Below are 15,320 nucleotides of genomic sequence, written 5' to 3'. Positions count from 1 at the left end.
GTCGGATGAATGCCGGAGGTCCGATGCCGGAAACGACGTTCGGAGGTCTGAGGTCTGAGGGTCGTGCAACACGATGGCGCGCGCAGAGCGAGTCCGACTTCCTACCTCCGAACGCGGTTTCCCGGCTCCGAATTCGGACATGAATCCGACCTCCGACTGCCGATGGTCGGATCAATCGGTTGGGTCGGATTTCCGGACATCGGATGAATGCCGGAGCTCCGCGCCGGCAGCGCCGCGCGTCATCCCCGCCCGATGAGCCGCCGCGCCCATTTGTACACGCCCGCGTAGTGTTGGGCGGCCGTGTCCCACGAGTGGTCTTCGCGCATGCCCCGCTCCTGTACCAACGCCCAGGACGGCCGATCGCGGTAGCACTGGAGCGCACGCCAGATCGCGTCGCCGAAATCCTTCGGATCGAAGCGATGAAAGACGAAGCCGTTGCCGTCGAGCCCCTCGCGCACCGTATCCACGAGCCCGCCGGTGGCCCGCACGATGGGCACGCTCCCGTAGCGGAGGGCAATGAGTTGCCCCAACCCGCACGGCTCGAACCGTGACGGCATGAGAAAGGCATCGGAGCCGGCGTAGATCTGCTGCGCCAGGGCGGCGTCGAAGCCGATCTTCGTGGCGATGCGCCCCGGATGCTGTTCGGCGCGGCGCAGGAACGCCTCCTGCAGGTGCGGCTGCCCCGACCCCAGCACCACCAGCTGCGCATCGGTCTCGCGCATGAGCCACGGCACGATGGCATGCAGCAGGTCCAGCCCCTTCTGCTCCACCAGCCGCGACACGATGCCCAGCAGCGGTCGCTCCGGGTCCACCGTCAGCCCCGCCCGCTCCTGCAGGGCGCGCTTGCACACCGCCTTGCCGGCCGGATCGTCCGCGTCGTACGGGGCGGCCAGGTGCCGATCGGTCCGCGGATCGAACACCCCCGTGTCGATGCCATTGAGAATGCCCACCACCCGGTCCTGTCGCCGTCGCAGCAGCCCGTCGAGCCGTTCGCCCCCGTCGCTGCCCAGGATTTCCCGGGCGTAGGTGGGGCTGACGGTGCTCACGACATCGGCGTAGAGGATGCCACGGGCCATGCAGTTGAAGGAGTTGGCAATGCCCGCCCCCATGCCGTTCTCCACCAGCCCCCCCTCGTGCAGCCCGGCCAGCTGCGCCACATCGGGGTGCACCTGCCCCTGGTACGCCAGGTTGTGGATGGTGAAGACGGTGGCGATGTGCCCGAAGGTGTAGGCGTAGTAGCTCTTGAGGTAGTTGATGACCAGCGCCGCGTGCCAGTCGTGGCAGTGCACGACCTCGGGCTGCCACCCCTCCACTTCGCGCAGGTGCTGCATGGCGTCGAGTACGCCCCGCGCGAACAGGATGAACCGGCGCGCGTCGTCGGGCTCGCCGTACACGGCCGAGCGCTCGAAGGCGGCCGGTATGTCCAGAAAGTACAGCGGCACGGCGCTCGCCGATGCCCGCCAGACTCGCTGCTCCTCCGCCCGCACCCCGGCCGTCAGGAAGGAGGCGGCAATGGGGCCGGTCATGGGGGTCCCCTGCTCGCGCACCGAGCGGTACCGCGGCATCACCACGCGGACGTCGTGTCCCAGGCGCTGCAGCGCCGGCGGGAGCGCCCCGGCGACGTCGGCCAGACCGCCGGTCTTCACGTAAGGCGCCACTTCAGCGGCAACAAAGAGCACGTTCATCCCCCTACCTTACGTCAGACGCGCACCTGACGCAAAATCACGCCAGACCGCCACCGGTCGTCGCAGGCCCACGCTGGAGAAGGATCACGCATGACGCCGTATTCCCGAGGAACCATTGCCCGCAGCGCCATGGCGTATGTGCTCGCCGGCGGTCGCGGATCCCGCCTGTACGAACTCACCGATCGGCGAGCCAAGCCGGCGGTGTATTTCGGCGGCAAGACCCGCATCATCGACTTCGCCCTGTCGAATGCCATCAATTCGGGGATCCGGCGCATCGGCGTGGCCACCCAGTACAAGGCGCACAGCCTCATCCGGCACCTGCAGCGCGGCTGGAACTTCCTGCGCCCGGAGCGCAACGAAAGCTTCGATATCCTGCCGGCCTCGCAGCGCGTGAGCGAGACGCAGTGGTACGAGGGCACTGCCGACGCGGTGTATCAGAACCTCGACATCATCGAGGCGTACGGGCCCGAGTACATGGTCATCCTGGCGGGTGATCACATCTACAAGATGGACTACGAGCTCATGCTGCAGCAGCACGTCACCCAGGGCGCGGACGTGACCGTGGGCGTGCTGGAGGTGCCGCGCCTGGAGGCCACCGGATTCGGCGTCATGCACGTGGATGCGCACGATCGCATCGTGCACTTCCTCGAGAAGCCCGCCGATCCGCCCGGCATACCGGGGCAGCCCGACATGGCCCTCGCCAGCATGGGCATCTACGTCTTCAAGACGAGCTTCCTGGCCGATCTGCTGCGGCGCGATGCACTCGACACGAACTCGTCGCACGACTTCGGCAAGGATCTCATTCCCTACGTCGTGGCGAACGGCAAGGCGGTGGCGCATCGCTTCCGTGACTCGTGCGTGAAGGCCAGTCGCGAAAGCGAGGCCTATTGGCGCGATGCGGGCACCATCGATGCGTACTGGGAAGCCAACATCGACCTGACCTCCGTGCTTCCCGGCCTCGACATGTACGACCACGACTGGCCCATCTGGACCTACGCGGAAATCACGCCGCCCGCCAAGTTCGTGCATGCCGAGGAGGGGCGCCGCGGCTTTGCCCTCGACTCGCTCGTGTCCGGCGGGTGCATCGTGTCGGGCGCCGGGATCTTCCGGTCGCTGCTCTTCACGAACGTGCGGGTGCATTCGTACGCGCACCTCGACGGGGCCGTCCTGCAACCCGATGTGGATGTGGGGCGCGGGGCGCGACTCACGAACGTCGTGGTGGATCGTGGGGTACGAATTCCTGCCGGCCTGATCGTGGGCGAAGACCCCGCGCTCGACGCGTCCCGGTTCCGCCGTACCGAGAAGGGGATCGTGCTGATTACCCAGCCGATGCTCGACCGGCTCACCCCCTGACCCGCCCCGTCATGATGCCGTCGCTCCGCACCTCGCGCCGCCTGGGCGGCCTGCTGCTGCTGGCCACACTGGCGGGCACGACGGCCTGCTTCAGCAAGAACGCCAGCGGCGCCGGCGGTCAGGAAACCGTCATTCTGGTGGCCCACAACCGCGGCTTCTACGATGTGAACGTCTACGCCGTGCGAACGGCGCAGGCCCTGGGCCGCCGGCTGGGCACCGTCACCGGCAACTCCACCGCCACCCTCAAGGTCCCGGTGAGCGAACTGCAGCCCGGCGGCATGCTCGTGGTACAGGTCCGCTCGGTGGGAGGGCGGTTCAGCTGGTTCAGCCCCGCCGTGCAGCTCGGCACCGGCATCATTGCCCGCCTCGACGTGATCCAGACGGCCAACGGGGCGCTCAACCAGAGTCAGATGTATTCCCAAGTCGTCCCGCCGTCGGAGCCCCGCTGACGGCGGTCGTGTTCGTCGGCGACACGCGCCCCGTCATCCTACGGGCGCCAGTGCGTCGCGATCGCCTGACCGATACGCGCGATCACGGCGTTCCCTTCGGCGTCGGTCCAGTAGCGGGTGTCCTGATTCTCCTTCGTGAGGACACAGGCCACGACACGGGCCGGAAGGTAGAGCACACCGCAGTCGGTGCGTGAGCGGTCCACATCGCCGGTCTTGTGGGCGGCACGCACGCCGTAGTTGAAGCGCAGCAGCTTGCTGCTGTCTTCATTGCGCTCGAGCATGGCCAGCATCGTGCTGTCGGCGCCGGGGTTCACCGCCCGCCCCTGCGCCAGCAGCACGAACAGCTGGGCCATTTCATTGGGCGTCGTCACCCCCAGCCCGTACTTGGCCGAGCTGTCCGGGGCTACGCTGGCAATGCGCGTCATGCTCCCCGAATGCACCTTGGTGCGTGGGAGACCGAGCGCTTCCATCTTCTGCCACACGCGGCGGATCTTGATGCGATCGAGCACCAGGTTGGTGGCGGTGTTGTCGCTGAGGGTGCTCATGAGCCAGGCCACGTCCCACAGGCGCAGCGTGAGCGGGGTGCGCAGGTATTGCAGCTGGCCGGCGCCGCCCACCTTGTCGATCTCGGTGAGCACCACGGGGTCATCGAGCGACAGCTGCCGTTGCGCGGCGAGATCGAAGAGCGCGACCAGCACCGGCACCTTGATGAGCGAGGCCGTGGAGAACGGCTCGTCGCCCAGCCGTTCGAGGTGCTCGGTGGTTTCGAGGTTGGTGATGCTGTAGCCCACCACGCCGCGATGCGCGTCGGCAATGCTGTCGAGGGTGCGGCGCAATGTGGCCAGCGAGCGCGCGGGCGCCGGCGTCGCCGCCGGGGGACGCGGCTGCGCCGCCCCCCGCGCGGGACCATGGAGCGCCGCGAGCAGCGTGAACGCAAGAACGGGGAGAAGTCGCATGCCGGGAAACTAGAGTTTCCCTCAGCGCCTCGCTCCCCGTTTGCCGTCCCGGTCGTCCCTCAACAACCGGGGCGTGTGTCCCCATGGTGTCGACACCCGAGGCGCGCCAACCCCTACGTCGCACCGCTTGCCATTCGCGAATTCGGCAAGCCCCCCCATCGCATCACAGCGACCGGGCGGTCTCGAGCGTATCATTGGGTAGGCACACTGCCCCGAGGTGCGACTCTTCAGGCACCCGGGCTGGCGTCCGTCCCTCCTTCCCCTGCATCACCGTTGGGAGTTTCACGAAGTGCTCCCCGCGTGATCGTGCGCCCACATTGCAGGAGACTCGCGTCACACCGGCCGCAGTCGCGCGGCGTGTTCCGGGTTTCTTCAGCCCTCCTCGCCATGGACACCGAACTGCCCACGTCAGCCCCGTCGCGACCACGCATCATTCAGGGAGGCATGGGTATTGGCGTCTCCAACTGGCGGCTCGCCAATGCCGTGTCGCGGCTGGGGCACCTGGGCGTGGTTTCCGGTACCGTCATTGACACGGTGCTCGTGCGACGGCTGCAGGACGGTGATCCGGGCGGGCACATGCGGCGCGCCCTGGCGCACTTCCCCATTCCGGGGGTGGCCGACGATCTGCTGCGCCGCTACTTCCTCCCCGAACGACGCCCGGCTGGGCAGTCGTACGAACTGCTCCCCATGTACCGGCAGGTGGTCTCCACGGCCCGACAGCGCGTCACGGTGGCCGCGGCGTTCGTGGAAACGTGGCTGGCGCGCGAGGGGCACGACCATGCCGTGGGCATGAACCTGCTCACCAAGGTGCAGATGCCCAACCTGCCCACGCTGTACGGCGCCATGCTCGCCGGCGTGGCCACGGTCATCATGGGGGCCGGCATCCCGCGCGAAATTCCGGGCGCCCTCGACCTGCTTGCCACGCACAGCAAGGCCACCATGAAGTTCGACGTGGAGGGGCTCGCCCGCGATGAATCGCAGTGGCTGGCCTTCGACCCGGCCGAGCTGTGGCCCGACGGCATGCTCCCCACGGCGCCCCTGCGGCGCCCCGACTTCTACCCGATCGTCTCGGCGGCGTCGCTGGCGGCCACGCTGGCCCGCAAGTCCAACGGGCGCGTGGATGGCTTCGTGGTGGAAGGCCCCACCGCCGGTGGCCACAACGCGCCGCCACGCGGGGCCCTGCAGCTCGACGAAAGCGGTCAGCCCATCTACGGCGAGCGCGACGTGGTGGACCTCACCAAGATGCAGGAGCTCGGGCTCCCCTTCTGGCTCGCCGGCGGCATGGGCACGCCCGAGGGGCTGTGCCAGGCGCTCGAATCGGGCGCCGCCGGCGTGCAGGTGGGCACCGTCTTCGCCTTCTGCGACGAGTCGGGGCTCGCCCCCGAGGTGAAGGCCGACGTGCTGCGCGGCGTGGCCGACGGCACGGCCTCCGTGCGCACCGACCCGCGCGCCTCGCCCACCGGCTACCCGTTCAAGCTGGTGCAGTTGCAGAAGCACCAGGCGCTGGGGGCCAAGCGCGAACGCATCTGCGACCTGGGCTACCTGCGCGAAGCGGTGAAGCGCGACGATGGCCGCATTCACTACCGCTGCGCGGCCGAACCCATCGACACGTATGTGAAGAAGGGGGGCACGGTGGCCGACACCGAGGGACGCCGCTGCCTCTGCAACGGGCTGCTGGCCGACATCGGCCTGGCGCAGGAGCGCGACGACGTGGCCGAACCGCCCATCGTGACGAGCGGCGACGACATCGCGTCGCTGACGCAGCTGGCGAAGGACGGCCGCTACTCCGCCGCCGACGTCATCGAGTGGATCGGGAGCGGCATTCCGGCGCGGGTGTGAGCGTGGGGCGGTGAGACGGTGAGAGGCCAGCGCGGGGAGCGGTGAGCCCAACGCGTGGCCACGGAGATCACCGAGGTGGTGGAGGGCAAGGAGAACGGCATGATGCGTCGTGCAGTGCTCTTTTGCTTTTGCGGTTCTCCGCTTTCCTCCACCACCTCCGTGATCTCCGTGATGGCGCGCTGCCCCCGACGCCAACCCCGACGCTGACCCCGACCGCCGTTGAGGAAGGCGCCGGGACACCGCGTTCGGAGGTCGGACTCGCGCTGCGCGCACCATCGCGCCGCACGACCCTCCGACCTCCGACGTCCGAACGCCGTGTCCGGCATCGGACCTCCGGCATCCATCCGACGTCCGACGTCCGACATCCGAGTGTCCGACCATCGGACGTCCGAGGCCGGATGAGTGCCCGACGTCGGAGGCGGGACACCGCGTTCGGAGGTCGGAAGCCGGATTCATCACCCGCAACACCGGCGTAGCCTCCGTGCGGCGGCGGGGTAGCTTAGAGAGTCGACTCGGCGCGGTCATGGCCGTGTGTCACCCCATCGCCACGTTCTCATGCGTCCTGCATTGTTTCGTCGCGCCCTGCGCGCCGCCACCGGCACCAGTCTGCTCATGGCCTCGCCCGTCGTGGCGGCGGCCGTCGTTCCCGCAACGGCGACCGCGCAGTCCGACACGGCCATCACGCGCGCGGAATTGGACGCCCGTCGCAGCGCGTTCGCGCAGCGCATCGGCAATGGCGTGGTGGTGGCGTTCGGCGGGCGGGCGCTGGTGCACGACTTCAGCACCTTCTATCAGCTCGCGGCATTCCGGTACCTCACCGAGCTCAACGAGCCCGACCACGCCTTCGTGATGGTGGTGCGGGACAAGATCCCCAGCACCACGCTGTTCCTCACCAGGCTCGACCCGCGCACGGCGTTCTACTATGGCCAGCGTACCGACTCCACCAACAGCGTGCAGCGTACGGGGCTGCCGGCGCGCTCGTACGACGCCATCTGGGGGGTGCTCGATTCGCTGGTGGCCACGGGGCTCCCCTTCTACCACATCCCCGATGTGGAGACGATGGATTTCTCCCGGGTCGACACCCTCACGCGTGGTCAGGAGGCGGTGAAGGCGCTGGCGCGCAAGCATCCGCAGCTCATGGTGCGCAGCGCCATGCCGCACGTGCTGGCCGTGCGCGGTCGCAAGTCGGCGGCCGAACTGGCGCTCATTCGCAAGGCGGTGGAGATCTCGAGCGAGGGGCACCGTGCCGCCATGCTCACCGCCAATCCGCAGCATGAGTACGAACTGCGCGCGGCCCTCGAGTACGAATTCACCCGCCGCGGCGCCGAGCGTCCGGCGTACGGCTCCATCGTGGGGGCGGGCTACAACGCCACCACGCTGCATTACATGAAGGACATGGATCCGGTGAAGCCCGGCGATCTGGTGGTCATGGACGCCGGCGCCGAGTATCGCGGCTACGCGGCCGACGTCACGCGCACCATTCCGGTGAGCGGCGCCTATACGGCCGACCAGCGCGCCATTTACCAATTGGTGCTCGACGCGCAGAAGGCGGCCGAGCGCAACAGCAAGCCGGGCATGAGCATCCGCGCCGCCGCCGACAGTTCGGTGGCGGTGCGCACGCGCGGACTCGCCGCGCTGGGGCTCATCGAGAGTGAGGACGCCCAGTACGATCCGCCCTGGCGCGTGGATTGCACCGCCAATCCCAACGGGTGCAAGCAGGCGAACCTGTGGATGATCCACGGCATCTCGCACGGCATCGGGCTGGCGGTGCACGATCCGTTGCAGGGCGATCAGAACGGCGGCCGTTTTGCCGAAGGCGACGCGTTCACCATTGAACCCGGCATTTACATCAGCACGCGGGCGCTCGATGTACTTCCCGACACGCCGCGCAACCGCCAGTTCAAGGCCAGGGTGCTGGCCAAGGTGAAGCAGTACGAGAACACCGGCGTGCGCATCGAAGACGACTACATCATCACCGACAAGGGGCTGGAGCGTATCTCGCTGGTGCCACGCGAGATCGACGAGATCCAAGCGCTCATGAAACGGCGGCGGGCGATTCAGCCGTAGCGCACCGCCCCCTCCCTTTCTCCTTTTCTCGCCAAGTCAGTTCACCCGCTTCAGCGCCGCATTGACACGGATTCGCCGCATCGTCATTATCGGCACGGTTGGCTGATTGCGTCTGAATCCATATTGGAGTGAGCGCATGTTCTCGAGGTCAGGTGACGCGGGGAGGGGGGGCTTCGCCCACTACTGGTAGTGCTCGCCGTTGCCTCCCTTGTGCTGAGCTGTCAGGAGATGCCGACGCGCAGCGACGTCAGGATCGAGTCAACGGCAGAAGGGGTACTTTCGAGCTGCTCGCCGGCGTGTGCGGGGGAGGACCCGGTTTCGCCAGCGGCCCCCGGCTATGTGCGGGTGCAGACTCCATCACCCGGCAGTCGCGGCGGGTTCGCGTTTGTGCCAATGCCGGGTGCGTTTGGCGAAGCGACACTCGTGTATGCACGCGCCTCGGGGCTCGTCAGCAAGGTATACGCGGACTCCTGGATATGGCCGGCGAACATCCGGGGCACGGCAACCGTTCCGCTTGATCCGAACGGATGGGCCTGGGGTAGTGCGTTTCAGTGTGTCGGCAACCTGGAGTTTCGTTTTTCGCGTGGACGAACCCCCGCTTCCCCGCTCCGCTCGCGCTAATGAGCTCGAGCCTGGCGGAGACTTTCAGCGGCCCGAACGCTCGAGTCGTTCACTATGACGGCCAGTCAGTGGTGTGATCATGTGCAACCAACCCATTATCCCCCAGAACGGCGACACGTTGGTTCTCGTCGATGAATCTGTAGTCTACTCGATCTGACGTGAGGCCTGAAGTGATGAACTCTGGCACCAAGCTATGGATCACTCGCATGCTCCTGATTTCAGTCATCGGATGCAGTGCGACTGAACAGCAGAGCGGAGGGACGAGCACATCCGCAGGCGTCAGCCCAGCCTCGATTATGTCCAAAGTCGACACGGCTCCTACGGGGTCGCACAAGGCTCAGTCGATTCTGGCGGTGCTGCGAAGCTTCATCGATCTTTCCGGTGCAGATTACGACCTCAGTGTGTGCGAAGAGGCTGGAGTAGCCACTGCAGAGATTCGCGACAGCCTTCAACGTGGGCACTTCGCCGTGCTGCCGCGGTTGCTGCCGTGCAGGTCCGACATTGTGCCGCGCTTCGGCAAGGTGTGGGTCACGGCATCCACCTGCGCCGCGGGGAAGTGCAACGTCTCGGGGCGGTTTTTCAGGGCCAACGCCAGTTGGCAATTTGATGCGGAGACCTACAGTCTTGGCCGCACCGGCCGGCACTCGGTTCTGCGACTCACATTTTCGGGGATGATGACCGTCGACTAAGCCCCGGAAATAGCTGCATGTGCGTGCGACTTTCCTTGTTCTCTCGAGACAGAGAGGGACGATGTTCCTTCGAGGTGCACTGGATCTTGCCAGAGCACAATCGTTACGGCGATTGCGCCGCCACGCCTGCGGAGTCTCGCCGTTCGTTGCCGTTCTCTTTGCATCGCCGATAGCGTGTGTTTCGGTGGAACCTTCAGGCGAAGGACCGCACGTTGGTCGCAAACCGTCGGAACTGTCGGACACCACCGCATCACGCGATACCGCTACCACCTTGACCAAGGCGGAGGCGGTCGTTGCTGTCAGCCTCGAGCTCAGTGCCATGAGTCGAGGAAAGCTGGGCATAAGCGTATGTGACAGCGCGAGCGCACTGACGGCCGAACTTGCACACAGACTACGCGATCCTTTGGGACCATTCGCTGGTCGGACACTCGTGCCGTGCACACCGGACTCGGCGGTCGCCGAAGGGAAAATCGTGGTCCGGGCGATTGATTGCACGCGTGGGAGTTGTATGGTGCGCGGCGAGTATCATCAGTACAGCTCAGTATGGACATTGAAAGCCGTTACGCGGACCACCGACCGAGGTGGAGGGCAATTCGTGCGGCACACGATCCTCTCAGACAGACTCACCGTCGACTGATTGTCTGGCAAGGCCAGGCACCGTAGCATCAAGCCAAGTAGTCCGAACCGTGGCGGCGGCGACGACCTGATGGTGGTGCGCGCGATCGACGAGACCGAAGCGCTGATGATTCGGCGGCGGGCGATTCAGCCGTTGCGTACCGCCCCCTCCCTTTCTCCTTTTCTCACCAAGTCAGTTCACCTACCTCAGCACCACCGCCCACGGACGCGTCGTGCCGGATGAGCCGGTGCACCATGGCACTCGGCTCCGCCGGGCCAATGGGACAGCGCGAACCGGTGCACCCGGTGCCCACTTCGAGGCACGCCAGCTCCTCACCGGTCACATTCGCCTGTGCATCGGGCAGCGCCGCGTCGGTCACCACCACCGCCACGTCGCGGTCACAGCCACTGCAGTACATCGCCGTCACATTCATCTGCCGTCCCCGGGAAAGAAGTCGGCGACCAATGTTCGGCCGTGACCACGGGACGTCTGTCAGGGGCGGTGCCGACCGCCGACAGGGAAAAACCGACAGACGGAGATGCGAATTAGCCCTTCACCGCAGCGTCGCGAACTCCGGCTTGGTCTCGCGCAGGATCTCCGTCACCGCCTGCCGCTCGGCCGCAGACAGGTCGCTCGGTTCGCGCCCCTCCAGAATGTCGGCGAGTCGCGCATACACCGCCCGGCGCGCCATGCGCGGCAGTGCGTCGAAGGCCTCGGAGTAGACCAGGAAACTGGCGGGGTGCTTGAACAGGCGCTGCTCGAGATCGAAGTCGCGCAACGACCGGCCGGCGCGGTCGCGCACCCCGCGCTGCGCAAAGTCCTGCGCAAAGCGCGTCGTGCCGCGCAGCGGCGCCGTGAGCCGCGCTTCCTTCACGAAGAGCAGCGCCCGCGCCAGGTTGTCCACCGCGCCACGCAGCCGCGGCGTGACCGGCGCCTGCAGGCTGTCGGTGCGCACGGCGCCAATGGCCGCCTCCATGATGGCTTCGCGTGCCGCCTCGTGCACCGCCATGATGAGGTTGTGCACCACCGTCTGGTGCGTGAGCACCATGAGCGCCACCACATCGCTCTGCCCGTGCAGGTAGGCCGTGGTGTCGAACAGCCCGGCAAGCGACGTGCGGGCGTTGCTGTCGGCCCGCTCGAACTGCAGCCGGAACCTGGCGCGAAACGCCGGTTTGTCGTGCACCTCGTGCCCCAGCAGCGGCGCGTACACGTTGCCCGCGTGCGGGCCGGTGCCGGTCACGTAGTAGCCGCCGAAGCGCTGGGCCACTGGCGTCACGTCGCTCGTGGACCCCTCGTGCACCCCCGTAATGGGATACCCGTGCCGGTCGGCCGCCGTGCTGAGGACCATGAACCCCGGCACCCCGCCCGTCGCGCTCCTTGACGAATGGCACATGAGGCAGGTGGTGGTTTCCCGCTGGAAGGCCGCCCGCGGCCGCGGCTCCTGCGGCAGCGTATAGAACACGCCGCCCTTGGCCGGGTCCACGCTGCCGATCTCGAGAAACGGGCTCTCCAGCACGTAGCCCACGTACACGTCGTCGGTGAAGTAGAGCGCGCGCGGCGACCAGGGCGCGATGCGATCGGTCTGGAGGCTGGTGCGGGAAAAGACCAGCACCTGCGACGACACCGGAATGTCGAGCGCCTTGAGCAGCGCCGGCAGATACCCCAGCACGCTGTCGTGGGCGAGGGTGACCGCGCCGGCGTCGAGACGCGCCTGCAGTCGCGCAATGGGATCGCGGGTGACGCCGGTGTCGGCGCGTGCGCTCACGGCGGGCGCCGCTTGCTCGCTGAAGGCGTCAGTAAACAGACTGGTGAGCGCCACCATGGCGGCACACGCCAGAAACGTGGGCACGCGGCCCGCTCGCACAGGAGAACCGGCCCGGGGAACCGTGTTTACCGGCTCTCGTTCCGGCGCTTCGAGGCCATGGCACCGGCCGCGATGAGCGCGAACGGGCTCACGGTGGCCACGAACACGCTGGCAATGAACACCGACGTCTTGGCCGGTATGGTGGCGGGCGAATCGTCGGGCTCGCCACGCACCAGCGTAATGCCCAACATGACCAGCGGCTGCACCGCCAGCAGTATGGCCGCCCAGCGCCAGGCCCGGTCGGTATTGAGCCAGCCGCACAGCCCCGCGCCCACCATCACGAAGAGCAGCCACAGGAACTGCACGGCCCCCTGCGGAATGCCCTGCGCCGCAAACCAGGGGGTGGCATCGATGATGGCGTACGCCACCACGCCGAGGGCCGCTGCCAGACCGGCGGTTTGCAACGGCGACAGGGAAGCGGGAAGGGGGGCGGACATATCGAGCTGATCGAGCTGCATGGGAATGACGACGGGTGAACGACGCAGGGCGTGCCTGAACCATAGCGAGGGGGCACCGTGCGCGCCCGCCCCCGGCCGCTCACGCGCCCGGGATGGGTGGCTACGCCCCACTCGCCGCGCTGCCCGACCGCTCGGGCCCCAACTCCACGAGGTCGCAGTACTGGAACCGCTCGTCGCGCAACACCCGCTCGCCGGGCACCACCGCAATCGGCTGGGCGAACAATGGTCCATCGGTGACACAGCTGTGGAACTCGCCGCGCTCGCCGCAGGGGTCGACCGCGGCCGGCAGGGCGTCGAGCAGCGCGTCGTCATAGCGGCGCCCGGTGAACGCGCCGTCCAGTTGCTGGGTGTCCACGCAGGTGAGTGTGGCCACGTATCCGCGCCGCACGAAGGTCCGGGCCAGGGCTGCCGTGTCCTCGCCCCACAGCGGGTACACGCCGCGCCACCCGAGCCGCGCCAGCAGGGCCTCGCGATAGGCGCGCACATCCTCCAGGAAGAGGTCACCGAACGCCATGACGCGCGTGTCCGGGTACGCGGCCTCGAGCGTGCGCAGTCCGCGCGTGAACGCGGCTTCGTAGTCGTCGTTCGATGAGTGGGCGCCCAGTGCCACCTCGTACAGCGGCAGCCCCAGCGACGCGGCCTGCGCGCGCAGAATCGAGCGCCGTACCCCGTGAATGCTCACGCGGTCGTACACCGTGGACACGGTGGTGAGCAGCGCCCGCACCACCACGTGCTCGTCGTGCAGCAACCGCTCCAGCATGAGCGTACTGTCCTTGCCGCCGCTCCACGACACCACCACCGGCTGCGGCCGTGCGCGCTCCGCCTGCCCCGCCCCCGTCACGAGGCCGCTCCCGATGAGGCCATGGACGCCGTCCGCCCCGTGGCCAGGGGAATGCGCCCCGCGCCCAGCATGAGCGCGAGACACGCCGCAATGAGCGTGCACAGCGCCCACGACAGATTGCTGGCGTGGGCAATGGCGCCCACCAGCGGCGGACCGATCATGAACCCCACGTAGCCGATGCTCGACGCCGACGCGATGCCGGCCGCCCGGCTCACTCCCGGCACGCGCGTGGCCGCGTTGTACAGAATGGGCACCACGGTGGCGAGCCCCACGCCCACGAAGGCGAACCCCACCATGGCCACCGTCACATCATGCGCCAACAACGTCGCCGCCATGGCGCTCATCGACAGTACGGCACCGGCCACCAGCACCGTACGCTCGGCAACCCGCGCCCGCACCCAGTCGCCGGCAAAGCGCATGGCCGCGGTGGCCCCGGAGAACGCCACATACGCCAGCGCGGCGCGCTGTGGCAACGCTCCCAACTCCTGCTGCACGTACAGCACGCTCCAGTTGTACATCACCCCCTCCGCCATCATGCCGGCCAGAATGAGCAGCCCGATGGTGAGCAACAGCCCGCGCGGCCACGCGAAGTGCGCGCTGTCCGCGTCGGCCGGCGGATGGACCTCGAGCATCCCCCGCGCCGCCACCGTCATGAGACCCGCAACGGGGAGTCCCACCACCAGCAGCTGGGTAACCGGCGGCATGCCGTACCGGAAGAAGAGCGACGCGACCCCCGCGCCCAGCATGGCCCCCACGCTGAACATGGCGTGGAAACCACTCATCACGGCGCGCTGGCCCAACAGCTCCAGCATCGAACCCTCGGCGTTGATGGCAATGTCGTACAGACTCTGCCCCGCGCCGTACAGGAACATGACCACGAACACCAGCCAGGGACTGGGCAACCGCAGCAGGAGCACCAGCGACAGGACAAAGAGCCAGCCGGCGCTCACCGACGTGGCGCGCGCCCCCACGCGCCCGATGATGCGCCCCGCCAGCAGCAGCATGGCCACCGAGCCTGCCGTGGCCGCAAGCAGCGTGAGCGCGAGACGCTGTTCGTCAAATGCGTAGCGTGCGCCCAGCGACGGCACGTGCGCCCCGAAGAGCCCCGCAATGACGCCGAGGTGCAGGAACTGCGCACGCGTGGCCCAACGGGCACGCGCCAGGCGTCGCGCGTCCATGCGCGCTACGGGACCGCGTCGCCGGGCCGGTACTCGCCGTGGTGCGCCGTGGTGATGCGACGATAGAAGAACGTGGTGCCGCGCAACTGGCCGTGCGGCATGTACGCGTAGTCGGGCACTTCGCCCACCCGCACCCATCCCTCACGCTCGTACAGCCGGTCGGCGTCGCTGCCGGTAATGGTATCGAGCACCAGCAGCGACTTGCCGGCGTCGCGCCCCACATGCTCCGCCTCGTGAATGAGCGCCGCGCCAATGCCATGACGACGGGCGCGGCGGTGCACCAGCATCTTCGCCACATCGGCGCGGTGCGGCTGGTTGTCGGGCTGCGCCAGAATGAGCTGCACGGTACCGCAAATCCCCTCGGCATCCTCCGCCACGATGAGCGCCCGGTCCCCGTCCGCCACATCCTCGGCCACCATGCGCCAGAACGACAGGGCATGCTCGCGGGACAGCGGCGCCATGAAGCTCACCGACGCGCCGCCATCGACGCAGTCAATGAGCACGTCGGCCAGCTGTTCCACTTCGGCGGCCGACACGATGTACAGGCGGCGCAACGACCACGTCGGCGGCGCCAGCAGCGTTTCCACGGTCATTGAACGGAGGGGTGGCTGGGAACTGGGGAACCAAAATTCTAGACGTCCGCCCCCGCCGCGCCAAGCCGCCCGCCCGGCTAACCTGCCCCCCCCGCCGCCTGTCGCCTGCCA

At 67.8% G+C, this 15,320-nt stretch carries 13 protein-coding genes; 5 read left to right on the top strand and 8 right to left on the bottom strand.

Features of this window, described 5'->3' with window-relative positions; genetic code table 11:
- Positions 1-239: 239 nt before the first annotated feature.
- Positions 240-1,685, bottom strand: coding sequence for a glycogen synthase GlgA (gene glgA / locus LW840_RS14670; RefSeq protein ID WP_291277244.1), 1,446 nt, complete (start codon positions 1,683-1,685; stop codon positions 240-242).
- A 90-nt stretch (positions 1,686-1,775) separates the two neighbouring features.
- Here glgA and glgC point away from each other — a divergent pair, with 90 nt between their 5' ends.
- Together glgC and LW840_RS14660 are read left to right on the top strand one after the other, a co-directional pair.
- Entirely contained in the window at positions 1,776-3,038 is a 1,263-nt protein-coding gene (glgC, locus tag LW840_RS14665) for a glucose-1-phosphate adenylyltransferase (protein ID WP_291261290.1), read from the top strand.
- Positions 3,039-3,049: 11 nt separating this feature from the next.
- Entirely contained in the window at positions 3,050-3,487 is a 438-nt protein-coding gene (locus LW840_RS14660; RefSeq protein WP_291266996.1) for a hypothetical protein, read from the top strand.
- A 38-nt stretch (positions 3,488-3,525) separates the two neighbouring features.
- On the opposite strand, the gene LW840_RS14655 is transcribed toward LW840_RS14660, so the two are convergent.
- Positions 3,526-4,443 (bottom strand): serine hydrolase, encoded by a 918-nt coding sequence (locus LW840_RS14655; RefSeq protein WP_291261292.1) that lies wholly within the window; start codon positions 4,441-4,443, stop codon positions 3,526-3,528.
- 387 nt (positions 4,444-4,830) lie between these two features.
- Here LW840_RS14655 and LW840_RS14650 point away from each other — a divergent pair, with 387 nt between their 5' ends.
- From LW840_RS14650 to LW840_RS14640, 3 genes are all read left to right on the top strand, one after another.
- A complete protein-coding gene (locus LW840_RS14650; RefSeq protein ID WP_291277243.1) occupies positions 4,831-6,282 on the top strand; it encodes a nitronate monooxygenase in 1,452 nt (483 codons plus the stop codon).
- Between the two features lie 555 nt (positions 6,283-6,837).
- Entirely contained in the window at positions 6,838-8,349 is a 1,512-nt protein-coding gene (locus tag LW840_RS14645; RefSeq protein WP_291277242.1) for an aminopeptidase P N-terminal domain-containing protein, read from the top strand.
- A gap of 917 nt (positions 8,350-9,266) precedes the next feature.
- On the top strand, positions 9,267-9,659 hold the full coding sequence (locus LW840_RS14640; RefSeq protein WP_291277241.1) for a hypothetical protein: 393 nt from the start codon (positions 9,267-9,269) through the stop codon (positions 9,657-9,659).
- A gap of 800 nt (positions 9,660-10,459) precedes the next feature.
- On the opposite strand, the gene LW840_RS14635 is transcribed toward LW840_RS14640, so the two are convergent.
- From LW840_RS14635 to LW840_RS14610, 6 genes are all read right to left on the bottom strand, one after another.
- Positions 10,460-10,702, bottom strand: coding sequence for a hypothetical protein (locus LW840_RS14635; protein ID WP_291277240.1), 243 nt, complete (start codon positions 10,700-10,702; stop codon positions 10,460-10,462).
- Positions 10,703-10,828: 126 nt separating this feature from the next.
- Complete coding sequence (locus LW840_RS14630) at positions 10,829-12,124, bottom strand: hypothetical protein (protein ID WP_291277239.1); 1,296 nt, start codon at positions 12,122-12,124, stop codon at positions 10,829-10,831.
- Positions 12,125-12,165: 41 nt separating this feature from the next.
- The gene (locus LW840_RS14625) at positions 12,166-12,576 is read right to left on the bottom strand and encodes a hypothetical protein (RefSeq protein ID WP_291270093.1); all 411 of its coding nucleotides are present in this window, start codon (positions 12,574-12,576) and stop codon (positions 12,166-12,168) included.
- Between the two features lie 121 nt (positions 12,577-12,697).
- On the bottom strand, positions 12,698-13,438 hold the full coding sequence (locus LW840_RS14620; RefSeq protein WP_291277238.1) for an adenine nucleotide alpha hydrolase: 741 nt from the start codon (positions 13,436-13,438) through the stop codon (positions 12,698-12,700).
- Positions 13,435-14,616, bottom strand: a complete 1,182-nt coding sequence (locus tag LW840_RS14615) for an MFS transporter (RefSeq protein ID WP_291268964.1) — start codon at positions 14,614-14,616, stop codon at positions 13,435-13,437. The genes LW840_RS14620 and LW840_RS14615 overlap by 4 nt, the downstream gene beginning before the upstream one ends.
- A gap of 5 nt (positions 14,617-14,621) precedes the next feature.
- Complete coding sequence (locus LW840_RS14610) at positions 14,622-15,209, bottom strand: GNAT family N-acetyltransferase (RefSeq protein ID WP_291261302.1); 588 nt, start codon at positions 15,207-15,209, stop codon at positions 14,622-14,624.
- Positions 15,210-15,320: the final 111 nt, after the last annotated feature.

The organism is Gemmatimonas sp. (assembly GCF_021298855.1).
Lineage (GTDB): Bacteria > Gemmatimonadota > Gemmatimonadetes > Gemmatimonadales > Gemmatimonadaceae > Gemmatimonas.
This window is presented reverse-complemented; position numbering and strand designations above follow the sequence as displayed.